The organism is Streptomyces sp. NPDC102406 (assembly GCF_044765725.1).
Lineage (GTDB): Bacteria > Actinomycetota > Actinomycetes > Streptomycetales > Streptomycetaceae > Streptomyces.
Window position 1 is genome coordinate 603,490 of sequence record NZ_JBIWKP010000003.1, and the last position, 22,933, is coordinate 626,422.

General features: G+C 73.0%; 20 protein-coding genes and 1 pseudogene. 16 read left to right on the top strand and 5 right to left on the bottom strand.

Annotated elements, in window-relative coordinates; translation table 11 throughout:
- Positions 1–18 precede the first annotated feature (18 nt).
- Positions 19–1,833 carry a gamma-glutamyltransferase gene (gene ggt, locus ACIRF8_RS16705; protein ID WP_404215395.1) on the top strand — a complete coding sequence of 605 codons (1,815 nt, stop codon included), beginning with the start codon at positions 19–21 and terminating at the stop codon, positions 1,831–1,833.
- A gap of 20 nt (positions 1,834–1,853) precedes the next feature.
- On the opposite strand, the gene ACIRF8_RS16710 is transcribed toward ggt, so the two are convergent.
- Positions 1,854–2,663: an ABC transporter permease gene (locus ACIRF8_RS16710; protein ID WP_404215397.1), complete on the bottom strand. Its 810-nt coding sequence runs from the start codon at positions 2,661–2,663 to the stop codon at positions 1,854–1,856.
- Positions 2,660–3,571, bottom strand: a complete 912-nt coding sequence (locus tag ACIRF8_RS16715) for an ATP-binding cassette domain-containing protein (protein ID WP_404215399.1) — start codon at positions 3,569–3,571, stop codon at positions 2,660–2,662. Before ACIRF8_RS16715 ends, ACIRF8_RS16710 begins: the two co-directional genes overlap by 4 nt.
- 100 nt (positions 3,572–3,671) lie before the next feature.
- Between ACIRF8_RS16715 and ACIRF8_RS16720 the strand changes: the two genes are divergently transcribed.
- The 11 genes from ACIRF8_RS16720 to ACIRF8_RS16770 all read left to right on the top strand — a co-directional run bounded on the left by ACIRF8_RS16720 (position 3,672) and on the right by ACIRF8_RS16770 (position 16,832).
- Complete coding sequence (locus tag ACIRF8_RS16720) at positions 3,672–4,820, top strand: sensor histidine kinase (protein WP_404215401.1); 1,149 nt, start codon at positions 3,672–3,674, stop codon at positions 4,818–4,820.
- A complete protein-coding gene (locus ACIRF8_RS16725) occupies positions 4,817–5,479 on the top strand; it encodes a response regulator (RefSeq protein WP_404215403.1) in 663 nt (220 codons plus the stop codon). Before ACIRF8_RS16720 ends, ACIRF8_RS16725 begins: the two co-directional genes overlap by 4 nt.
- Positions 5,480–5,677: 198 nt before the next feature.
- Entirely contained in the window at positions 5,678–6,985 is a 1,308-nt protein-coding gene (locus ACIRF8_RS16730; protein ID WP_404215405.1) for an aspartate aminotransferase family protein, read from the top strand.
- 134 nt (positions 6,986–7,119) lie between these two features.
- The gene (locus ACIRF8_RS16735) at positions 7,120–8,676 is read left to right on the top strand and encodes a PucR family transcriptional regulator (protein WP_404215407.1); all 1,557 of its coding nucleotides are present in this window, start codon (positions 7,120–7,122) and stop codon (positions 8,674–8,676) included.
- 117 nt (positions 8,677–8,793) lie between these two features.
- On the top strand, positions 8,794–9,636 hold the full coding sequence (locus tag ACIRF8_RS16740; protein WP_404215409.1) for a nitrilase-related carbon-nitrogen hydrolase: 843 nt from the start codon (positions 8,794–8,796) through the stop codon (positions 9,634–9,636).
- A 32-nt stretch (positions 9,637–9,668) separates the two neighbouring features.
- Positions 9,669–11,075, top strand: coding sequence for a dihydropyrimidinase (gene hydA / locus ACIRF8_RS16745; protein WP_404215411.1), 1,407 nt, complete (start codon positions 9,669–9,671; stop codon positions 11,073–11,075).
- A gap of 28 nt (positions 11,076–11,103) precedes the next feature.
- Positions 11,104–12,126, top strand: coding sequence for a TIGR03842 family LLM class F420-dependent oxidoreductase (locus tag ACIRF8_RS16750; protein ID WP_404215413.1), 1,023 nt, complete (start codon positions 11,104–11,106; stop codon positions 12,124–12,126).
- Positions 12,127–12,206: 80 nt separating this feature from the next.
- On the top strand, positions 12,207–13,733 hold the full coding sequence (locus tag ACIRF8_RS16755) for an NCS1 family nucleobase:cation symporter-1 (RefSeq protein ID WP_404215415.1): 1,527 nt from the start codon (positions 12,207–12,209) through the stop codon (positions 13,731–13,733).
- Positions 13,734–13,823: 90 nt separating this feature from the next.
- Positions 13,824–14,396 (top strand): dihydrofolate reductase family protein, encoded by a 573-nt coding sequence (locus ACIRF8_RS16760; protein WP_404215417.1) that lies wholly within the window; start codon positions 13,824–13,826, stop codon positions 14,394–14,396.
- Between the two features lie 163 nt (positions 14,397–14,559).
- Positions 14,560–16,044: an NCS1 family nucleobase:cation symporter-1 gene (locus ACIRF8_RS16765; RefSeq protein ID WP_404215419.1), complete on the top strand. Its 1,485-nt coding sequence runs from the start codon at positions 14,560–14,562 to the stop codon at positions 16,042–16,044.
- A 59-nt stretch (positions 16,045–16,103) separates the two neighbouring features.
- The gene (locus ACIRF8_RS16770; RefSeq protein ID WP_404215421.1) at positions 16,104–16,832 is read left to right on the top strand and encodes an aspartate/glutamate racemase family protein; all 729 of its coding nucleotides are present in this window, start codon (positions 16,104–16,106) and stop codon (positions 16,830–16,832) included.
- Positions 16,833–16,846: 14 nt separating this feature from the next.
- Here the strand turns inward: ACIRF8_RS16770 and ACIRF8_RS16775 are convergent, their stop codons facing one another.
- The 3 genes from ACIRF8_RS16775 to ACIRF8_RS16785 all read right to left on the bottom strand — a co-directional run bounded on the left by ACIRF8_RS16775 (position 16,847) and on the right by ACIRF8_RS16785 (position 19,455).
- Complete coding sequence (locus ACIRF8_RS16775; protein ID WP_404215423.1) at positions 16,847–17,503, bottom strand: hypothetical protein; 657 nt, start codon at positions 17,501–17,503, stop codon at positions 16,847–16,849.
- A gap of 90 nt (positions 17,504–17,593) precedes the next feature.
- Positions 17,594–18,454, bottom strand: coding sequence for a class I SAM-dependent methyltransferase (locus ACIRF8_RS16780; RefSeq protein ID WP_404215425.1), 861 nt, complete (start codon positions 18,452–18,454; stop codon positions 17,594–17,596).
- A complete protein-coding gene (locus ACIRF8_RS16785; protein ID WP_404215427.1) occupies positions 18,451–19,455 on the bottom strand; it encodes a carboxymuconolactone decarboxylase family protein in 1,005 nt (334 codons plus the stop codon). The genes ACIRF8_RS16780 and ACIRF8_RS16785 overlap by 4 nt, the downstream gene beginning before the upstream one ends.
- Positions 19,456–19,636: 181 nt before the next feature.
- Between ACIRF8_RS16785 and ACIRF8_RS16790 the strand changes: the two genes are divergently transcribed.
- The 4 genes and pseudogenes from ACIRF8_RS16790 to ACIRF8_RS16805 form a co-directional block, all read left to right on the top strand.
- Positions 19,637–20,917 carry a sensor histidine kinase gene (locus tag ACIRF8_RS16790; RefSeq protein WP_404215429.1) on the top strand — a complete coding sequence of 427 codons (1,281 nt, stop codon included), beginning with the start codon at positions 19,637–19,639 and terminating at the stop codon, positions 20,915–20,917.
- Entirely contained in the window at positions 20,914–21,636 is a 723-nt protein-coding gene (locus ACIRF8_RS16795) for a response regulator (RefSeq protein WP_404215431.1), read from the top strand. The genes ACIRF8_RS16790 and ACIRF8_RS16795 overlap by 4 nt, the downstream gene beginning before the upstream one ends.
- Positions 21,637–21,733: 97 nt before the next feature.
- Positions 21,734–22,135, top strand: a complete 402-nt coding sequence (locus ACIRF8_RS16800; protein ID WP_404215433.1) for a cold-shock protein — start codon at positions 21,734–21,736, stop codon at positions 22,133–22,135.
- Positions 22,136–22,300: 165 nt separating this feature from the next.
- A pseudogene (locus tag ACIRF8_RS16805) lies at positions 22,301–22,929 on the top strand (oligopeptide/dipeptide ABC transporter ATP-binding protein); the annotation flags it as partial.
- Positions 22,930–22,933 lie beyond the last annotated feature (4 nt).

Sequence of the window (22,933 nt, forward strand, 5' to 3'; positions counted from 1 at the left end):
TGTTGACCGGAGGTACTGATGAGCCATTCTGCTGGGCGGAATCTGTCGTTGTGCGCGGTCGCGGTGACCATGATGGCGGTCGGGGCGGCGGCGCCCCCCGCGTCCGCGTCCGACGGCTTCGCGGGCGGCGCGCCGAAGGTCCCGGTCGCCGTCGGGTACGGCGGCGCCGTGGCGAGCGTCGACGCGGACGCCTCGGCGGCGGGCATCAAGGTGCTGCGCGAGGGGGGCAACGCGGTGGACGCCGCCGTCGCCACCGCGGCGGCCCTCGGCGTGACCGAGCCGTACTCCTCGGGCGTCGGCGGAGGCGGCTACTTCGTCTACTACGACGCCAAGTCCCGCACGGTGCACACCATCGACGGCCGTGAGACGGCGCCGCTGACGGCCGGCTCCGACCTGTTCCTGGAGAACGGCAAGCCGCTCGCCTTCAACGACGCGGTCACCAGCGGCCTGAGCGTCGGCACCCCCGGCACCCCGGCCACCTGGCAGTCCGCGCTCGACGCGTGGGGCAGCAAGCGGCTCGCCTCGGTGCTGCGGCCCGCGGAGAAGCTGGCGCGCTCCGGATTCACCGTCGACGCCACCTTCCGCTCGCAGACCGCCGCCAACGAGGCCCGGTTCCGCAATTTCCCCGACACGGCGAAGCTGTTCCTGCCGGGCGGGCGGCTCCCCGTCGTCGGCTCCACGTTCAAGAACCCCGACCTGGCCCGCACCTACCGCGAGCTGGCAGACAAGGGCGTCGGGGCGCTGTACCGCGGGGACATCGGCGCCGACGTCGTGAAGACGGTCGACAAGCCGCCGGTCGACCCGGGCTCGGACTACGTCGCCCGGCCCGGGAAGCTGTCGGCGAAGGACCTGAGGGCCTACGCCGCCAAGTTCCAGGCGCCGACGAAGACGTCCTACCGCGGCCTCGGCGTCTACTCCATGGCGCCCTCCTCCTCCGGCGGCACGACCGTCGGCGAGGCCCTCAACATCCTGGAGAGGACGGACCTCGCGAAGGCGTCCGACGTGCGCTACCTGCACCGGTTCATCGAGGCGAGCCGTATCGCCTTCGCCGACCGGGGCCGCTGGGTCGGCGACCCGGCCTTCGAGGACGTACCGACGAAGGAGCTGCTGTCGCAGCGGTTCGCCGACGCGCGGGGCTGCCTCATCCAGGACGGCGCCGTGCTCACCAGCCCGCTCGCGCCCGGCGACCCCCGGCACCCGGGGAGCTGCGGCACGCCCGGCGACAAGGCGGCACCGACGACGTTCGAGGGCGAGAACACCACGCACCTGACCGCCGCCGACAAGTGGGGCAACGTCGTCGCCTACACCCTCACCATCGAGTCGACCGGCGGCAGCGGCATCACCGTGCCGGGCCGCGGCTTCCTGCTCAACAACGAGCTGACCGACTTCTCCTTCACCCCGGCGAACCCGGCCGTGCACGACCCGAACCTGCCGGGCCCCGGCAAGCGTCCGCGCTCCTCCATCTCGCCGACGATCGTGCTTGACAAGGCGAACAAGCCGGTCGTCGCCGTCGGTTCGCCGGGCGGTGCCACCATCATCACCACCGTCCTCCAGACCCTCACCGGGTTCCTCGACCGGGGCCTGCCGCTCGTCGACGCCATCGCGGCGCCCCGCGCCAGCCAGCGCAACGCCGCGCAGACCGAGCTGGAGCCGGGCCTTTACGACAGCCCGCTCCGCGGGAAGCTCGAAGCCATCGGGCACTCCTTCAAGGTGAATCCGGAGATCGGCGCCGCCACCGGCGTGCAGCGGCTGCCCGGCGGCAAGTGGCTCGCCGCCGCCGAGACGGTGCGGCGCGGCGGCGGCTCGGCGATGGTGGTCAGCCCCGCCAGGTGACGCGAGGGCCCGAGGAGCCCTCACACATCCCGGCGGCGTACGACGAGGAGGGCGAGCGCGACGGCGACGAGCGGCCAGGCGGCGAACACCGCCCAGGCCCCGGCGACCGTCGCGCCGCCGTACGTCTCGGGCCCCCAGCCGTACAGCGTCACGAGGCGCTGCCAGGCGCTCTGCACCATCATCCGGTGCACCTGCTCCACCCACGGCTCCCGCGAGCCGAAGAAGACGGGCAGCATCAGCAGCAGGAAGACCGTCCCGACGACAGCCGTGGCGGTGTGCCGCACCAGCGCGCCGAGTCCGAGCCCGACCAGCGCGCACACCGGCGCCAGCAGCGCCGACGCCGCCACCGCGCGCAGCGACGCGGGGTCCGTGAGGGACACGGCCGCGTCCCGGCCGCTCAGGATCGTCTGCGACACCGCGAAGGAGCCCAGGGCGCAGACGAGTCCTGTGCCGCCCCACAGCAGGGCGGTCACGGCCGCCTTGGCCAGCATGACCGCCCGGCGCGCCGGTACGGCCGCGGTCGTCGTCCGGATCAGGCCGCTGCTGTACTCGCTGACGACGACGAGCGCGCCGACGCTGCCCGCCGCCAGCATCAGCGTCACATAGCCCTCGGCGGGGAATGCGTCGCCCAGGGAGAAGACGTGCTCGCGCCGGGCCTGCGCGTCGAGCCGGGGGATGTCCTGGTAGTCGCTCCATGCCGCGAACGCCGCGGTGACGAGGACGGTCAGGGTGACGAGTCCGAGGATCCAGGGGGTGGAGCGCAGCGAGCGGACTTTGATCCACTCGGCGGCGAGCAGATCCGTGAAGCGGGCCGGGGCGACGGTGTTCATCGGGCCGCCCCCGCCGGGTACTCGACGCGGTCCGCGGTCAGTTCCATGAAGGCTTCCTCCAACGAGGCGGTACGGGTGGTCAGTTCGTGCAGGGCGAGCCCGTGCTCCAGGGCGACGGCGCCGATCCGTTCGGCGGAAAGACCCGTCACCACCAGACGCTCCGCGCCCTCGGGCACGGCCTCGGCGCCGACCGCGGCCAGACGCGCGGCGAGTTCGGCGGCGCGCGGAGAGCCCACGACGACGCTGAGCCGCGCGGCGCGCGCCGCGAAGACCCGCAACGGTTCGGCCGCGACGAGCCGACCCCGGCCGATCACGACCAGCTCGTCGGCGGTCGACTGCATCTCGGCCATCAGATGGCTGGACAGGAAGACCGTGCGGCCCTCGGCGGCCAGGCGCCGGAAGAGGCCGCGCAGCCACAGCACGCCCTCGGGGTCCATGCCGTTGAACGGCTCGTCGAACAGCAGCACCGGCGGGTCGCCGAGCAGCGCCGCCGCCACCCCGAGCCGCTGTTTCATGCCGAGCGAGAAACCGCCGACCCGGCGCCGTGCCGCCTCCGCGAGACCGACCTCGGCCAGCACGTCCGCGACCCGCCGACCGGGCAGACCGTTGGAGCGGGCCAGGGCCGCCAGGTGGGCGTGGGCGGTGCGACCGCCGTGCACCTGCTGCGCGTCGAGGAGGGCACCGGCATGGCGCAGGCCGCGCGGGTGCGAGGCGAACGGCACACCGTCCACCGTGGTGCCGCCCGCGTCCGGCGCGTCCAGGCCGAGGAGCACCCGCAGCGTCGTGGACTTGCCCGCGCCGTTCGGACCGAGGAACCCGGTGACGACACCGGGCCGCACGGTGAAGGAGAGCTGGTCGACGGCCGTCCTGCGGCCGTACCTCTTGGTGAGTTCGCTGACTTCGATCACGTGGCACACCGTCCCGCGCGGTGCCCCGCCGGCGCATCGGCCGCCGGGATGCATCCCCCGGGCCGATGCCGTGCCCCCCCGTCCTCCTACGCTCACCTGTGTGAACACATCCTCCACAGCCCGCTCCGCCGCCGCCTGGGCCGGGCTCGCCCTCTATCCCGTGGTGGGCGCGCTGCCGCTGTTCGGCTCCTCCGCCGTACTGCCCTCGGTACGGGCCCTCGGGGTCGCCCTGGCGGCCGTGCTGCTGGTGGGCGTCGTCCGCCGGGTGCCGCTGTTCGCGCTCGCCGTGGTGCTGCTCGCCACCCTGTTCGCGGTCGCCGTACAGCCCGCGCAGGGGCCCTTCGACACGTCGCGGCAGACGACCGTGGCCGCGTTCGTCTCCGCCGACGTGGTGCTCGGCTACCTCGTCGCCCGCCGCCCGCGCGGGCAGTGGATCGCCGGGATCGCCCTGACTGTCGTCGCGCAGGCCGCGGCCGTTCTCGTGTTCGTGCAGGCGGACAACCTGATCGGGTTCGCCGTCGTCGCCCTGCTCGCGCTGCTCGTCGCCTGCATGGTCGGCCTGCTCGGACGGGAGCGGCGCCTGCACGCCGCGGCGCTGCGCGAGCAGGCCGTCGCCGAGGCCGTGACCGCCGAACGGCTGCGGATCGCGCGGGAGTTGCACGACATGGTCTCCCACAGCATCGGCGTCATCGCGATCCAGTCGGGCGTCGCGAGCCGCGTCATCGAGACGCAGCCGAAGGAGGCCCGCGCCGCTCTCACCGCCATCGAGGAGACCAGCCGCGACACCCTGCGCGGACTGCGCCGCACCCTGGTCGCCCTGCGCGGCGCCGAACCGGGCGAGTCCGCCCCGCTCGCCCCCACCACCGGCCTCGCCGACCTCGGCCGGCTCACCGAGACCACCGCCAGGGACGCGGGCGTGCGCGTCGAGGTCGTCCACGAGGGCGCGGCGCGCCCGCTCCCCGCCGACATCGACCTGTCGGCGTACCGCATCGTGCAGGAATCCCTGACCAACGTCGTCCGGCACGCCGCCACCGACGCCTGCCGCGTCCTCGTCTCCTACGCGGACGACGCGCTCTTCCTGGAGATCGTGGACGCGGGCGCCGGCGCGTCGGCTACCGTGCCCGGCATGGGGATCACGGGTATGGGGGAGCGGGTCAGCCTGCTGCGCGGCGAGTTCAGCGCCGGGCCGCGGCCCGGCGGCGGGTTCAGGGTGGCCGCGCGGATACCGCTGCCGGAGGCGGCCCGATGACCGTACGGGTGCTGCTCGCCGACGACCAGCCGCTGGTCCGCTCGGGGCTCAGGGTCCTCATCGCCGACACCGACGACCTGGAGATCGTCGGCGAGGCGGGCGACGGCGCCGAGGCCGTCGAGCTGGCCGTGCGGCTGCGGCCCGACGTGGTCGTCATGGACATCCGGATGCCCGGCACGGACGGCATCGAGGCGACCCGGCAGATCGTGGCCGCGGACACCGGCAGCCGCGTCCTGGTGCTCACCACCTTCGACGAGGACGCGTACGTGTACGGGGCGCTGCGGGCCGGGGCGGGCGGCTTCGCCGTCAAGGACATGCGCCTCGACGACATCCTCGCCGCGATCCGCGTGGTCGCCGCGGGCGACGCCCTCATCGCGCCCGGCGTCACGCGTCGCCTCATCGCCGACTTCGTCGCCCGGCCGGAACCCGTCAGGGCCCGCCCGGCGCGCTCCGCCGACGGCATCACCCAGCGCGAGCGGGAGGTGCTGACGCTGGTCGGGCTCGGCCGCTCGAACCAGGAGATCGCCGACGAGCTGGTCATCAGCGTGGCCACCGCCAAATCCCATGTCGCGCGCCTCTTCACCAAGCTGGACGCCCGGGACCGCGTCCAACTCGTCATCACCGCGTACGAGTTGGGGCTCGTCTCGCCGCCCGCCTGAGCCGGCCGCGGGTGAGCCGCCCGTCTCGTGCCCGGCGCGGGCCACGCACGAGGCGGGTGAGTCACCCGCACGAGTGTGAAACACAATCGTTCCAGCGGGTTGCCGACGATGGTCTTGGCAAGCCTTCCGCGTGGGCTTACCTTCGTCCCTCTACGGCCTTGGTCTACGGGCGTAGAGGATCAGGTGAAGGAGCGGCCCATGGCCCCGAAAGTCTTGATCACATCCGACCTGCACACCCGCCACCGCGCGGTGCTGCCGGAGTGGCTGGCGCTGTACTACGCGGACCCGATCGAGCTGACCCACGGCGAGGGCCGGCACGTCTGGGACGCCGAGGGAAAGAAGTACCTCGACTTCTTCGGCGGCATCCTCACCACCATGACGGCGCACGCGCTGCCCGAGGTGACCAAGGCGGTGAGCGAACAGGCCGGCCGGATCATCCACTCCTCGACGCTCTACCTGAACCGCCCGATGGTCGAACTCGCCGAGCGCGTCGCCCAGTTGTCCGGCATCCCGGACGCCCGCGTCTTCTTCACCACGTCCGGCACCGAGGCCAACGACGCGGCGCTGCTGCTCGCCACCGCCCACCGCCGCTCGAACCAGGTCCTGGCCCTGCGCAACAGCTACCACGGCCGCTCCTTCTCCGCGGTCGGCATCACCGGCAACCGCGGCTGGTCCCCGACGAGCCTGTCCCCGCTCCAGACGCTGTACGTGCACGGAGGCGTCCGCAGCCGGGGCCCGTACGCCGCGCTGTCGGACGCCGAGTTCACCGAGGCGTGCGTCGCGGACCTGCGGGACATGCTCGGCCAGACGCGCGGTGACGTGGCGGCGCTCATCGCCGAACCCGTCCAGGGCGTCGGCGGGTTCACCGCACCGCCGGACGGCCTGCTCGCCCGCTTCCGCGAGGTGCTGCGCGACCACGGCATCCTGTGGATCAGCGACGAGGTGCAGACCGGCTGGGGCCGTACCGGCGACCACTTCTGGGGCTGGCAGGCACACGCGCAGGCCGGACCGCCGGACATGCTGACCTTCGCCAAGGGCATCGGCAACGGCATGTCGATCGGCGGTGTCGTCGCCCGCGCCGCCGTCATGAACAGCCTCGACGCCCAGTCCATCTCGACGTTCGGCGGCTCCCCGATCACCATGGCCGCGGGCCTCGCCAACCTCTCCTACCTCCTTGAGCACGACCTCCAGGGCAACGCGCGGCGGGTCGGCGGCCTCCTCATCGAGCGGCTGCGGGCCATCGCCGCGCAGGCCCCCGGCGTCCGCGAGGTGCGCGGCCGGGGCCTCATGATCGGCGTGGAGCTGACGAAACCCGGCACGGACGAGGCGGCACCCGACGCCGCCGCGGCGGTCCTGGAGGCGTGCCGCGCCGACGGCCTCCTCATCGGCAAGGGCGGCGGCCACGACACGAGCGTCCTGCGGATCGCGCCACCGCTGTCCCTGACGGTGGCGGAGGCGGAGGAGGGCGCCGCCGTCCTGGACCGGGCGCTGCGGGAGCACGCGTAGGGGGTGTGGCGAACGTCCCGTCGTCCGCCCGAAGCGCGGGCAGGCAGGACCTTCGCAGCACGCCCTGGAGACGTGCGCAGCCGGCCGGTGACGCAGGCGCCCCACGGCGCGTATCCGTGCAGGAGAGGACGGCCATGACCCTCGCGCTCCCCCTCGACCACGCCCTCTCCGTCCGCCAGATCCTCGCCCTGGACAGGATCGCGGCCGGAGAACCCGAGGTGGTCGCGGCGGCGGACCACCTCGACCGCCCCGTCCGCTGGGTCCACGTCGCGGAGGCGGCGGACGTGGGCGTGATGCTCAGCGGCGGCGAGATGGTCCTCACCACCGGCGTGCTGCTCGCCGGTGACGTCCGCCGCCAGACCGCGTACATCGAGTCCCTGTACCGGGCCGAGGCGGCGGCCCTCGTCCTGGGGCTCGGCCGCGCCTTCCCGGCGCCGCCGAAGGACATGCGGCGCGCCGCCGAACGGCGCGGGCTGCCCATGGTCGTGCTCCACCGCCCCTTCCCCTTCGCCGAGTTGACCGAGGAGGTGCAGTCACGGCTCGTCCGGCGCAAGTTCGCCGCCGTCAGCCTCTCCGAGGGCATCCGCACCGCGCTCACCGGTCTCATCACCGCGGGCGCCCCGCTCCAGGCACTGCTCGACGAGATCGCCGCGCACAGCGCCTGCCCGGTCGTCGTCACCAACCTCGCGCACCGCGTCCTCGCCACCGGCGGCGAGCGGCCCGCCGTCGACGACGTCCTGCGCGACTGGGACCGGATCGCCCGCAGGCCCGGGGAGATCGACGGCGAGGGCTGGATCAGGGCGGGCCTCGACGGACGCGGCGAACGCTGGGGCTCCGTCGTGCTGTGCGGCTACCGCGGCGACAGCGCCTCCGGACGGCTGCTCGCCGACCGCGCCGCCGAGGCGCTCGTCCTGCACCACATGCTGTCCGCGACCACCGCGAGCTGGGAGGAGCAGTCCGCGCGCTGCCTCCTCGCCGACCTCGTCTCCGGTGTCGTCCCCGCACGGCATCTGCTGCCCCGCGCCCGGGCCGCGGGCCTGCCCGTCAACCGCCGCACCTTCGTCCCGCTCGTCGCCCGCGACGTGGGTTGCGCCCAGGTCGACCGCGTCCTGCGCCTGTTGGGACTCTCCGCGCTCGTCGCCGAACTCGCCGAGGGCGCCACCACCGTGCTGCTCAGCCTCGCCGGGGACCAGGACGCCGACGCGCTCACCGCCCGTTTCGCCGCCCGGCTGCGCGCCGAGACGGGGACCCCGGCCGTCGTCGCGGCCGGCCCCGCCCGCCCCGCCTGGGAGGACGTGCCCGACGGGCTGCGCGAGGCGCTGCACGTCGCCGAGGCCGTCGCCGGGGCGCCGCCAGGACCGCCGTCCGTGGTCCGGCTGCGCGACGTACGGCTGCGCGGACTGGTGCGGCTGCTGCGCGACGACCCGCGCGTGCAGTCCTTCGCGGAGCGGGAACTGGACGGCCTGCTCCGCGCCGGCGACGCCGACGCGCTCCTGCCGGTGCTGCGCAGCTACCTCGCCACCGGCCGCAACAAGTCCCGTACCGCTCATCTGCACCACATGAGCCGGCCCGCCCTCTACCGCCGCCTGGAGACCATCGAGACGCTGCTCGGTGTGGCCCTCGACGACTTCGAACAGGCCGCGTCCGTGCACATCGCGCTCCTCGCGCACGACGCCCAGCGCGGAACGTGACACGGTGCCACGCCCTGCGGCCGGGGACGTGACACGGTGCGACTCGGCGGGCGCGGCCGGGCTTCCTATCGTCGAGGGCACACCGCGCACCCCCGCAGCCCCCAGCAGGAGGTCCCGATGAGCCCCGTGATCCGCGCCGCGGTCTTCCAGACCGCGTGGACCGGCGACAAAGAGTCCATGATCAAGGTGCACGAGCAGGCCGTCCGCGACGCCGCCGCCCAGGGCGCCCAGGTCCTCTGCTTCCAGGAGCTGTTCTACGGCCCGTACTTCTGCCAGGTGCAGGACCCCAAGTTCTACGCGTACGCGGAGGCGATCCCGGACGGACCCGTCGTGCGCCGCTTCCAGGACCTCGCCCGCGAGCATGGCATCGTCCTCGTGCTCCCCATGTACGAGGAGGAGCAGCCCGGCGTCCTCTACAACACGGCCGCCGTGCTCGACGCCGACGGCAGCTACCTCGGCAAGTACCGCAAGACCCACATCCCCCAGGTGAAGGGGTTCTGGGAGAAGTTCTACTTCCGCCCCGGAAACTCCGGCTGGCCCGTCTTCGACACGGCCGTCGGCAAGATCGGCGTCTACATCTGCTACGACCGGCACTTCCCCGAGGGCTGGCGCGCGCTCGGCCTCGAAGGCGCGCAGATCGTCTTCAACCCCTCCGCCACCAGCCGGGGCCTGTCCCGCTACCTGTGGCAGCTCGAACAGCCCGCCGCCGCCGTCGCCAACGAGTACTTCGTCGGCGCCATCAACCGTGTGGGCGTGGAGGGTTACGGCGACAACGACTTCTACGGGACGTCGTACTTCGTCGACCCCGAGGGCCGGTTCGTGGGCGAGGTCGCCGACGACAAGGCACCCGAACTCGTCGTCCGAGACCTCGACATGGCCACGCTGCGCGAGGTCCGCGACCGCTGGCAGTTCTACCGCGACCGCGCCCCGCAGGCGTACGAGCCGCTGACCCGCCCGTAGCTCCCGTAGCCCCCGCGTCCCTGGAGGAGAGCATGAGCGCCGTCCGTACCGTCATCCGCGGTGGACTCGTCGTCACCGCCGCCGACGAGATGTACGCCGACGTCCTCATCGAGGACGGGCGCGTCGTGGCCCTCGCGGCCGGCGACAGCGACATCGCCGCGTCCTGGACGGACGCGCGCACCCTCGACGCGAGCGACAAGTACGTCATCCCGGGCGGTGTCGACGCCCACACCCACATGGAGATGCCGTTCGGTGGCACCTTCGCCGCCGACACCTTCGAGACCGGCACCCGCGCCGCGGCCTGGGGCGGCACCACGACCATCGTCGACTTCGCCGTCCAGAGCGTCGGGCACACACTGCGCGAGGGCCTGGACGCCTGGCACGCCAAGGCGCAGGGGCGGTGCGCCGTCGACTACGGCTTCCACATGATCGTCTCGGATGTGCACGACGAGACGCTCGAGGAGATGGACCTGCTGGTCGGGGAGGGGGTGACCTCCTTCAAGCAGTTCATGGCCTATCCGGGCGTCTTCTACTCCGACGACGGGCAGATCCTGCGCGCCATGCAGCGGGCCGCTGAGAACGGCGGCCTCATCATGATGCACGCCGAGAACGGCATCGCGATCGACGTCCTCGTACAGCAGGCCCTGGCCCGAGGCGAGACCGACCCCCGCCACCACGGCGAGGTGCGCAAGGCGCTGCTGGAGGCGGAGGCGACGCACCGCGCGATCAAGCTGGCACAGGTGGCGGGCGCGCCGCTGTACGTCGTGCACGTCTCCGCGCGGGAGGCGCTGGCCGAACTGGCGCGCGCCCGCGACGAGGGCCTGCCGGTCTTCGGCGAGACATGCCCGCAGTACCTGTTCCTGTCGACGGACAACCTCGCCGAGCCCGACTTCGAGGGCGCGAAGTACGTGTGCAGCACACCGCTCAGGCCCCGGGACCACCAGGCGGCACTCTGGCGGGGCCTGCGCACCAACGACCTCCAGGTCGTCTCGACCGACCACTGCCCGTTCTGCTTCACGGGCCAGAAGGAGCTGGGGCGCGGCGACTTCTCGAAGATCCCCAACGGTATGCCGGGCGTCGAGAACCGGATGGACCTCCTCCATCAGGCCGTCGTCGACGGGCACCTCACCCGCCGCCGCTGGATCGAGATCGCGTGCGCCACACCGGCCCGGATGTTCGGCCTGTACCCGAGGAAGGGGACCATCGCGCCGGGCGCGGACGCCGACATCGTCCTCTACGACCCGCATGCCGAGCAGACCGTCAGCGCCGCGACCCACCACATGAACGTCGATTACTCGGCGTACGAGGGCAAGCGGCTCACCGGACGCGTGGAGACGGTGCTGTCCCGCGGCGAACCGGTCATCACCGAGCGGGAGTTCACCGGACGCGCCGGGCACGGCACGTACCTCCCGCGCGGCACCTGTCAGTACCTGGACTGAGCAGCGCACGGAGCCAAGGGGGCCCCTCATGGATTTCGGACTCGTCCTTCAGACCGACCCGCCGGCCTCGCGGGTCGTGGAGTTGATGAAGCGGGCGGAGGAGGCCGGATTCACGCACGGCTGGACCTTCGACTCGTGCGTGCTGTGGCAGGAGCCGTTCGTCATCTACAGCCGTGTCCTCGCCGAGACGCGGCGCCTGGTCGTCGGCCCGATGGTCACCAACCCGGGGACGCGGACCTGGGAGGTGACCGCCTCCACCTTCGCGACCCTCAACGACATGTACGGCAACCGCACGGTGTGCGGCATCGGCCGCGGCGACTCCGCGATGCGCGTCGCCGGACGCCCGCCGAACACCCTCGCCCGCACCGGCGAGGCGATCAGGGTGATACGGGCGCTCGGCCGCGGCGCGGAGGCGGACCTCGGCGGCGGCTCGGTGGTCCGCTTCCCGTGGGTGCGTCCCGGGGCCGAACTGCCGGTGTGGATGGCCGCGTACGGGCCGAAGGCGCTGCGGATGGCGGGCGAGGAGGCCGACGGCTTCATCCTGCAACTGGCCGACCCGTTCCTGACGGAGTGGATGGTCAAGGCGGTGCGCGACGCGGCGGTGGCGGCGGGCCGCGCACCGGACGACGTCACGATCTGCGTCGCGGCGCCCGCGTACGTGACCGCCGACGACTCCCCGGAGGCCCTCGCGCACGCCCGTGAGCAGTGCCGCTGGTTCGGCGGCATGGTCGGCAACCACGTCGCGGACCTGGTCGCCCGGTACGGCGCGGACTCCGGCCTGGTCCCGCCCGAGCTGACGGAGTACATCAAGGCACGCGAGGGGTACGACTACGCGCACCACGGCCGCTCGGGGAACCCGGACACGGCGTTCGTGCCGGACGAGATCGTGGACCGCTTCTGCCTGATCGGCCCGGCCTCCGCCCATGTCGAGAAGGTGCGCGCCCTGCGGGACGCGGGCGTCGACCAGTTCGCGGTGTACGCCATGCACGACGCGCGGGAGTCGGTGATCGACCGGTACGGCCGCGACGTCATCCCGGCGTTCACCGATTGATCCGCACCGCACCACGGCAGTTCACGGCACCCGCACGGTCGCCCCCGGTTCCCCGTCCTCCTCCGCAGAACGGACTGCCCATGACCGACACCGCGCCACCACCCGCATCCGCGACCGATCCGACGCCGGGCACCTCCCCGGCGGACAGCCGCTACGCCAACGAGGACCTGCGCCCCGTCCCGCTCGCCGAACGCCGCTGGACCACGTACAACTTCGTGGCCCTGTGGGTCGGCATGGCCCACTGCATTCCGTCCTGGACGCTGGCCTCGGGCCTGGTCGCGCTCGGCATGGACTGGAAGCAGGCGGTCCTGACGATCGGCCTGGCCAATGTGATCGTGCTGGGGCCGATGCTGCTCACGGGACACGCGGGGCCGAAGTACGGCATACCCTTCCCGGTTCTGGCCCGCGCCTCGTTCGGGGTCCGCGGGGCGAACCTGCCCGCGATGGTGCGTGCGGCGGTGGCCTGCTGCTGGTTCGGCATCCAGACGTGGATCGGCGGCCAGGGCATCTTCGTCCTCCTGGGCAAGATCTTCGGAGGCTGGGCCGACGCGGCGCGCATCGGCGGCTACCCGTGGACCCTGTGGCTGTGCTTCGTCGTCTTCTGGGTGCTCGAACTCGCCATCATCCACCGGGGCATGGACACGCTGCGCCGCTTCGAGAACTGGGCGGCGCCGTTCGTGCTCGTCGGCGCGGTGGTGCTCCTGGTGTGGATCGCGAACAAGGCGGGTGGCTTCGGTCCGCTGCTGCACGAGCCGTCGAAGGTCGGCTGGGGCGCGGACTTCTGGAAGGTCTTCTTCCCCGGCCTGATGGGCATGATCGGTTTCTGGTCGACGCTGTCGCTGAACATCCCGGACTTCACACGGTTCGGCAAGGGGCAGCGGGCCCAGGTGCTGGGACAAAGCCTCGGTCTGCCGACGACGATGACCCTCTTCGCGCTGATGTCCGTGCTGGTGACGGCCGGTTCGGAGAAGGTGTACGGGGTGGCGATCTGGGACCCGGTCGCGCTGGCCGGCAAGACGGACAACGTCTTCGGGCTGCTGTTCGCCCTGGTCACGGTCTTCGTGGCGACGATCTCGGTGAACCTCGCGGCGAACGTGGTCTCGCCCGCGTACGACCTGGCGAACCTCGCCCCGAAACACATCACCTTCCGCACCGGCGCCGTCATCACCGGCGTCGTGGGCGTCCTGGTCATGCCGTGGAAGCTGACGTCGACGCCGGAGCTGTACATCTTCACGTGGCTGGGTGTGGTCGGCGGGCTGCTCGGCACGGTGGCGGGCATCCTGATCGCGGACTACTGGATCGTCCGGCGGACCGTCCTGGACGTGACCGACCTGTACGTGGCCGGGGGCCGGTACTGGTACGCGGGCGGCTGGAACCCCCGGGCGGTGGCCGCCTTCCTGACCGGCGGCGTGCTGGCGGTCGGCGGCTCGTACTCGACGCTGGACGCCCGGGGCGAGAAGGCGGGCCCCTTCCCGACGGACGGCATCATCCCGTTCCTGAAACCGCTCGCGGACTACGGCTGGGCCGTCGGACTCGGTACCTCGCTCGTCCTGTACGCGGTCCTGATGGCGGGGCGGCGCACCCCGCCCGGGCCCGCGCGGCGATGAGTTTCCGCGCGGCGCGGGGTCTGTCAGGAAGAACGGCCCGCGGGGCACCCCGGGCCGGACTTCCGACTCACTGCTGCCAGGAGAACCCCCATGCGTACGTTGATCAGCACCGCCTTCGTCTCGCTCGACGGCGTCGTGGAGGCCCCGGGCGGCGAGTCCGGGTACCGCAACGCGGGATGGACCTTCAAGGACGTCGAGTTCCTGCCCGAGGCCTTCGAGATCAAGGGCCGTGAGCAGAAGGAAGCGGCGGCCATGCTGCTGGGACGGGTGAGCTACGAGGCGTTCAGCCCCGTCTGGCCCGGCATGCCGGAATTCGCCGACTACAAGGTGATGCCGAAGTACGTCGTCTCGACGACCCTCGGTGAGGAGGCCCTGGTCGACGGATGGGGTCCGACCACCATCCTGCGCTCCCTCGACGACGTCGCCGCGCTCAAGGAGACGGAGGGCGGCCCGATCATCGTCCACGGCAGCGCCGCCCTCAACCGCGACCTCTCGGACGCGGGCCTCACCGACCGCTACCACCTGCTGGTCTTCCCGCTGCTCCTCGGCGCGGGCAAGCGCCTGTTCAGCACCACGGACAAGGACGCCCAGAAGCTGCGGCTCGTCGAGCACGAGGCGTACGCCAACGGGCTCCAGAAGAACGTCTTCGACGTGGTGCGCTGACGCGCGGCCCCGATCCGGAGGACGCATTCCATTGACGGATGCCCTGCGCACGCCGTATTGGTATACCAAAGGCGTCGGAGCGCAGGGTCGCTCTCGCGGAAGTGTGCCCATGAATGCCCTTTTTCCGGGGTGAGTTGGGCACATTCACACTTAGGAGCGCGTCATGGCCGTCGTGCACGAACAGACCTCCACCGCCGCGGCACCGGCCGGGACCAGCCCCGGCCTCTACAGTCCGGACCTCGCCCCCACCCGTAGAGAAGGGCGGCGCTGGGGCGCGTACAACGTGTTCACGCTGTGGGGCAACGACGTGCACAGCCTCGGCAACTACGCCTTCGCCATGGGCCTCTTCGCCCTCGGGATGAGCGTCTGGCACATTCTCATCGCCTTCGCGATCGCCTCCGCGCTGCTGTTCGGGCTGCTCACGCTCTCCGGTTACATGGGCCACAAGACGGGCGTCCCGTTCCCGGTGATGAGCCGGATCTCCTTCGGCACCCGGGGCGCCCAGCTCCCGGCGGCGATCCGCGGCGCCGTCGCCATCGCCTGGTTCGGCATCCAGACCTATCTCGCCGCCTCCGTGCTCCGCGCGGTCGTCAAGGAACTCGCGCCGGGCGCCGCCTCTCTCGACCACAACGCGATCCTGGGCCTGTCGACGCTCGGCTGGATCACCTTCGTCGCCCTGTGGGTGGTCCAGGTCGTGATCGTCAGCTACGGCATGGAGCTGATCCGCAAGTACATGGCGTTCGCCGCGCCCGCCATCCTGATCACGATGTGCGGCCTCGCCGCCTGGATCCTCACCAAGACGGACCTGTCCGTCGCCGTCTCCACCGGCAACGCGCCGACCGGCCTCGACGCCTGGAGGCAGATCTTCGAGAGCGCCGCTCTGTGGGTCGTCATCTACGGCACTTTCGTCCTCAACTTCTGCGACTTCACCCGCTCCGCCAAGAGCCGCCGCGCCATCGTCGTCGGCAACCTCGTGGGCATCCCGCTCAACATGCTCTTCTTCGCCGGGATCGTCGTGGTGCTCTCCGGCGGCCAGTTCAAGCTCGACGGACGCGTGGTCACCGGGCCCGAGGACATCGTCGCCACCATCCCCAGCACCCCGCTGATGGTGCTCGCCTCGCTCGCCTTCATCACCCTGACCATCGCCGTGAACCTCCTCGCGAACTTCGTCGCCCCGATCTACGCCCTGGTCAACCTCTTCCCGCGCAAGCTCGACTTCCGCCGCGCCGGGCTGGTCAGCGCCGTCATCGGCCTCGTCATCCTGCCGTGGAACCTCTACAACAGCCCGACCGTCGTCAACTACTTCCTCGGCGGACTCGGCGCCCTGCTCGGCCCGGCCTTCGGCGTCGTCATGGCCGACTACTGGCTGGTGCGCAGGACCCGCGTCAACGTCCCCGCCCTCTACACCGACGCCGCCGACGGCGACTACCACTACCGCTCCGGGTTCCACCTGCGGGCCGTCGGCGCCTTCGGACCCGCCGCCGCCGTGGCCGTCGTCGTCGCCCTCGTGCCCGTCTTCGAACCGGTCTCCGGCTTCTCCTGGTTCATCGGCGCCGGTCTCGCCGCCCTGCTCTACGTGGCCCTCGCCGACCGCAGCCGGACGGCGCACGACGTGGACGGCGAGACGATCGCCGTCGACGCCGCCTGAACCCTCCCGATCTCCGCGCCGCACCCGCACAGAGAACAGAAAGCAGCACTGTCACCGCCATGCGCATACTCGTCTGCAACGTCAACACCACCGAGACGATGACCGAGGCCATCGGCGCCCAGGCACGGTCCGTCGCCGCGCCCGGCACCGAGATCGTGGAGCTCACCCCGGCGTTCGGCGCCGAGTCCGTCGAGGGCAACTACGAGAGCTACCTCGCGGCGATCGCCGTCATGGAGACGGTGCGCGCCCACCCCGAGCCGTTCGACGCCGTCGTCCAGGCCGGATACGGCGAACACGGACGCGAGGGCTTGCAGGAACTCCTCGACGTGCCGGTCGTCGACATCACCGAGGCCGCCGCCTCCACCGCCCAGTACCTCGGGCACCGCTACTCCGTCGTCACCACCCTGGACCGGGCCGTCCCCCTCATCGAGGACCGGCTCAAACTGGCCGGACTCACCGACCGGTGCGCCTCGGTACGGGCCAGCGGCATGGCCGTCCTCGACCTCGAACGGGACCCGGACGCCGCGATCGAGGCCATCGTCGAGCAGGCCGCGCGCGCCGTCGAGGAGGACCGGGCCGAGGTGATCTGCCTGGGCTGCGGGGGCATGGCCGAACTGACCGAGCGGGTCAAGGAGCGCACCGGGGTCCCGGTCGTCGACGGCGTCACCGCCGCCGTGACCGTCGCCGAATCACTCGTGCGCCTCGGCCTGACGACGTCCAAGGTGCGTACGTACGCCGCCCCACGAGCGAAGAAGATCCGCAACTGGCCGCCGTTCATCGGCGGTTGAGGCACCGACAGACCCTAGTGCGAGGCCCGGAGTGCGGCGACGGCGTCGCGCGCCGCCCGCGCCGCGCCCTCGCCGACCGTGTCGGCGGACGGCGCGCCCTTCGACTCGAAGTCGCTGCCGTTGTAGGTGACGGTCACCAGCGTGTTGGCCGCGCGCGCCGTCAGCACGGCCTCGCGGGTCTGCTGCTTGTCCTTGGTGACGAGATGCGTGCTCAGCCGCGCCTCGTCACCGATGTCCCGCGCCGCGTCGCCCGCGTCACGCCCCGCCGCGAAGGACCGCTTCGCGAGGGCGTCGGAGTCCTTCACCTCGAAGGTGACGTCGAGCCAACGGTAGTCGTACCCCTTGAGCGCGCTCCACGAGCAGCCGCGGCGCACCGCTTCGTCGGTCGCCGCGAGCTCCTTGCCCGCCGCCTTCGCACCCGGGACGAGCGCGGTGACCGTACTGCCCGTGACAGCGGAGCAGGGCGCCGGCGGTTTCGCGTACGTCTTCGCCGCCACACTCTCGCTGGGCCCGTGCGAGGCCGACGCCGACGGCTGCGGCGCCGCCTCCTCGCGCCGCGTGTCGGCGGAGTCGGACAGCGGCCCCGTGGACCAGGCCCAGCCCGCGCAGGCGAGCACGACGACCGGCAGCAGGCGGGCCGCCAGGGTGACCGGGAGGGGGAGAGAACGCACGGCGTACGTCCCTTGCGTCAGGGGGGTGCGGGGACGCCAGTCTCACACGAGTTGCCCTGCGGCGACACCGCCACTTCCGTCACCTCGGTGTCACGCACCGGCATCGTCCCGGCGTACGGCCGTGACCAGCCACACCCCGGCCCGCATGCGTACGCCGCCCGCGGTCGCGTACGGGCGCAGCGAGTCCTCCAGGACGGCCCGCGTACGGGCGGACACCCGGCGCCGCGGTGCGCGGGAGAGGAGGAAGTCGACCGCGTCGGCGGGGGTGTCGCCCCAGCGGGTGTGGACGTCGACCGCGTCCACGGCGATCCGGTGGAACGTGCGGTGCAGCACGGCGTGGATGCGGTACGGCTCCGACAAGGACGCCATGGCGGCGCCCGCCGCCCGCGCGCCGGGGTCCGGCGGGAGGGGCGCCGCGTCCCTGGTGCCCTCCGCGAGACGCCGGGCGAACTCGGCCAGCGCCGCGCTCTCCTCGGTCCCGGGGCCCGGGCGGCGCGGGCAGACGAAGGCGAGCCGCCCGCCCCTGCGCAGCGCGCGGGCCACGTTCGCGAACGCCGCCACATGGTCCTCGAAGAACATCACGCCGCCACGGCTGAGCGCGACATCGAAGCCGCCCGGCGCGAACGGGTACGTCTGCGCGTCCCCGACCTCGTAGACCGCGCCCCGCACCCCTTCCTCGGCGGTACGGGCGCGGGCCCGCGCGACCAGCGGCAGCGAGATGTCGACACCGACCGCCCGACCGGGGGCCGCGAGCAGCGCCGCCCTGCGGGTCGTGGCCCCGGCGCCGCAGCCGATGTCGAGGACCCGGTCGCCGGGCGTGAGGGCGGCGGCCTCGAACAGTGCCTCGTCGGCCTCGCCGAGCATCGCGTCGAAACGCCGGTGGTGGTCGGCCCAGTGGTGGCCGAGCGGCCCGTTCCAGGCCTGCCGTTGACGGAGATTGGCGGTGATCACGAAGCCTCCAGGAGTGCGGTCGCGGGCAGCGCCGACTCGATCCGGTCGACGGCGGCGAACGCCCCGTACGCGATGAGACGGACCAGGCAGTGGTCGGTGAACGGCGGCACACGCCATGCCGCCACGTCCTCGTCGGTGATCCGGTACGGGGCGAGCGCGGCGAGCAGGGCCAGGCGCGCCCCGGGCCGGTCGGCACGGTCCGGCAACTCGGGCCAGGAGGGGGCGGGGTGCGAGCCGTCCCACCGCGCGACCGTGCTCTGCACGAGGCCGAGGTCGGCGTCGTCGAGGAGACCCGCGCCGGTCGTGGCGGCGGTGCGCAGGGCGTCGTAGGCCGGTCCGACCGAGGTGCCGGCCGCCCAGAGGGGCCCCGGGCCCGTGGAGCCGAGCAGGGCGAGCGAGGCGCCGGGCCGGTGCGGGGCGCGGACGGCGCGGGACAGGCTCCGGCCGGCCAGTGAGCGGACCGCCCGCAGGCGCTGGGCACCCGCGGGCAGCAGATTCTCGCCGCACAGCGCGGACACGATCCGGTTGATGAAGTGGAAGGTCAGCGCCGTACCGAAGTGGGAGGCGAGAGCGGTACGGGCGAACGGCGGCGGCGTCAGCTCCGGGGAGCCGGGCACCCGGGTGGCGCGCCCCCACTCCAGGAGCCGGGCCGCCCGCTCGCCGCGCGGGGACCGGGCACGGGCCACCGCCTCACCGAGGGCGTGGTCGCCGTTCGCGTGCAGCAGCACGGCGTGCGCGTCGACACAGAACGGGCAGCGGTTGGCGAGGGAGGCACCGGCCGCGATCAGCTCGCGGTCGGCGCGCGAGCCGCTGCCCGCGATGAGGGACTCGCGCAGCAACGCCCAGGCGGGGGCGAGGAGTTCGGGCGCCGAACCGAGGACGACGAGGGTCGTCGGATGCGGGATGCCGAAGTCGGTCGCCGTCTGCGCGTAGACGGCGGCGGCGGTGCCGGTGGCGGTCTTGGGCGACGGTGGGCGGGTGTAGCGGTACGGGCCGGACATACGGACTCCTCCGGGCGGGGCTCGGGCGGTGCCGAGGACCCGTTCAGGCTCGCCCGGCGCCGTGGCCCCGGGCGTCGTACGGCGGAGCCCACCTCGGTCTACTCCCGGGGGAGTAGCCGCGCCGCCGCGGCCGTCCTCACGACGGACGCCGATGTCAGTGGCACCGCCTAACCTTCCAGGCATGACGGGGGACTTGAGCACGACAGCGGGCAGGGGAGCGGCGGCCGGTGAGGCGGGCGGCGCGTCACCCCCGCCCGCCTGGCGCGCGTACCTGGCCGACGCGGTGCTCGCCGTCGTGGTCGGCGCCGTCGTCGTGCTCGTGGCGGCGCTCGGCGACGGCGGGGCGACGCCACTGGACTACGCCCTGATGACGGCGTCCGCGGTGGCTCTGGCGGGCCACCGCGCGGCGCCCCGAGCGGTCCTGCTCACCACGACCGCCCTGGTCGCGGCCTACGTCGTGCACGCGCACCCCGGGCCCTGGGCGGCGCTGCCCGTGTTCGTCGCGGTGTGCGCGGCGGTCCGTGCGGGCCACCGGGGACCGGCCGCCGCCACGGCGGGTGCCTTCCTCGCCCTCTACGTCACGAGGGACGCGCTCGCCACGGACGGCGCCGCCGCCCGGGGCATGCTGCTCGCGGGATGGTTCCTGTGCGCGGTCGTCTCGGGGCTCGCCGACAAGAACTGGCAGGCGTACCTGCACCAGACCGAACAGCGCGCCCTGGAGGCCGAGCGCACCCGGGAGGAGGCGGCGCTGCGCCGCGCCGGTGAGGAACGGCTGCGGATAGCCCGGGAGTTGCACGACTCGCTCACCCACAGCATCTCGATCGTCAAGCTCCAGGCCGGGGTCGCCGTCCACCTCGCGCGCAAACGCGGCGAGGAGATACCGGCCGCGCTGCTCGCCATCCAGGAGGCGAGCGGCGAGGCGATGCGCGAACTGCGCTCGACGCTGGACGTGCTGCGCACGGACGAGCCCACCGGCAGCCCCGCGCTGCTGGTCGAGCGCGCCCGCTCGGCGGGCATCTCCGTCGGCCTCACCGTCACCGGCACCGAGCGCGAGGGTGCGGACCCGGTGGAGCGGGCGGCGTACCGGATCGTGCAGGAAGCACTGACGAACGTGGCACGGCACGCGGGCCCCGAGGCGCACGCGGAGGTCCGGCTGGCCTACGGGCAGGAGACGTTGACGGTCCAGGTGACCGACACGGGCGCGGCGTCCCCGGACCGGCCGGTCACCGAGGGCACGGGCCTCACCGGCATGCGCGAGCGGGTCGGCGCCCTGGGCGGCACGCTGACCGCGGGGCCCCGGACCGGCGGCGGTTTCGAGGTGCGGGCCCGGCTGCCGTTCGACGGGGCGGCGGACCAGGACCCGCCAACCGGGGCGACCGGGGCGACCGGACCGAACGGCGCCGCCATCCCGACCGCGCGGCGGCATCAGCCTCGGGCCGCCGTCCCCGGGGCCGCCCCGTGATCCCCACGATCCGGGTGGCGCTCGTCGACGACCAGGCGCTGATGCGCGCCGGGTTCCGCGCCCTGCTCGACGCCGAGGACGGGATCGAGGTCGTGGGGGAGGCCGCGAACGGGGACGAGGGCGTCGGCCTCGTGCGGGAACACGTACCCGACGTGGTCCTCATGGACGTGCAGATGCCCGGCATCAGCGGCATCGAGGCGACCCGGCGGATCGCCGCCGACCCTGCCCTGGCCGGGGTCCGCGTCGTCATGCTCACCAACTACGGCCTGGACGAGTACGTCTTCGAGGCGCTGCGCGCGGGCGCCTCCGGGTTCCTGCTCAAGGACAGCGAACCGGAGGACCTGCTCACCGGCATCGCGGTCGTCGCGCGCGGCGACGCACTCCTGTCGCCCTCCGTCACGCGCCGCCTCATCGGCGCGTTCGTCGCCCGGCCCCCGGACCGGGCGACCGCGCCGGGCCTGGAATGCCTCACGCCGCGCGAACGCGAGGTCACCGCTCTGGCCGCGCGCGGCCTCACCAACGAGGAGATCGCCGCTCACATGGTGATCAGCCCCTTCACCGCCAAGACCCACATCAGCCGCGCCATGACCAAGCTCGGCGCCCGCGACCGCGCGCAACTCGTCGTCTTCGCCTACGAGTCGGGCCTCGTCACCGCCCGCGCCCCGGACCCGCACCGGAGCACCGGCCGGACCGCCACGCCGACGCGACGCGGGGCCTGAGCGTTTTCGCCGGGGGAGAGGCTCTAGGATCCCGACAAGTTCGGACACATTGCTGAGGGCGCGGACGCTGGGTCCGCCGTGGTGGTTGGGGGTCGGCGTGGTCGCTGGTCGTGTGGTGCGCTTCGACGGAGCGCGTGGATACGGGTTCATCGCGCCGGACGACGGCGGCGAGGACGTCTTCCTGCATGTGAACGACCTCCTCGTCCCGGAGTCGTATCTGCGCACGGGTTTGAAGGTCGAGTTCGACATCGAGGAGGGCGACCGCGGCCCCAAGGCGTCCTCGGTGCGGCTCGCCGAGGGCGCGTCCGCGCCGGTGTCCGTCCGGGGCGCGGCCGACGGCGACGACGTGATGTGCGACGTGCTGCGCGTCGACGAGTTCACCAACGAGGTCACCGAACTGCTGCTGCGGGCCGCTCCGTCCCTGACCGGCGAGCAGATCCTCGCGGTCCGCCGCGAACTGGTGCAGAGCGGCCGCAAGCACGGCTGGGTGGACAGCTGACCCGTCCCCCTCCCCGCTCCGTCCCGGGGCCCGGACCGATGCGGCGCAGTCGCCGTCCTCGGTCCGGGCCCCCGCGCGTTCTGCCTCGCACATCCCCCACGTCGGGTCCGGTCATCCCAAACTTCACCGATTCCCGCCCGACATCCGGACAACCCCCTTGTCCGCGGGGGGCCGCGCCCCGAACACGCCGACCGGCACCCCCGCGAACTCTCCGGCGGCCGGCGCCGGCGCATCTCCATCGCCCGCGCCCTCTCCGCCGACCCCGACCTCCTCGTCGCGGACGAGCCGACGTCCGCCCTTGACGTCTCCGTGCGGGCATCCGTCCTGAACCTGCGCGCCGACCTCCAGCGCGACCGCGGCTTCGGCTGCCTCTTCATCACGCACGACCTGGCGGCCGTCGAGTACCTGGCGGACCACATCGCCGTCAGGTACCTGGGCCGGATCGTCGAACAGGCCCCCACCAAGGAGCTGTTCGCCGCCCCCGAGCACCCCTGCACGCAGGCCCTGCCGTCGGCCGCACCCGTCCCCGACCCGGTCACCCAGCGGACCCGCGAGCGCATCGTCCTCAGCGGCGAACTGCCCAGCCCCCTCGCCCCGCCACCCGGCTGCCGCTTCCACACGCGCCGCCCGCTCGCCGTCGACCGCTGCCGCGCCGAGTGCCCGCCCTGCGCACCCTCGACGACGCCCGCGAGGTCGCCCGCCACCTCGTCACTGACGACGGCACCGCGCCCGACGCCGCCGCGGCCACCCCTCGTACGATGCCGCCGCACTCCCGCACCACCGCCACCCGCTAGGAGC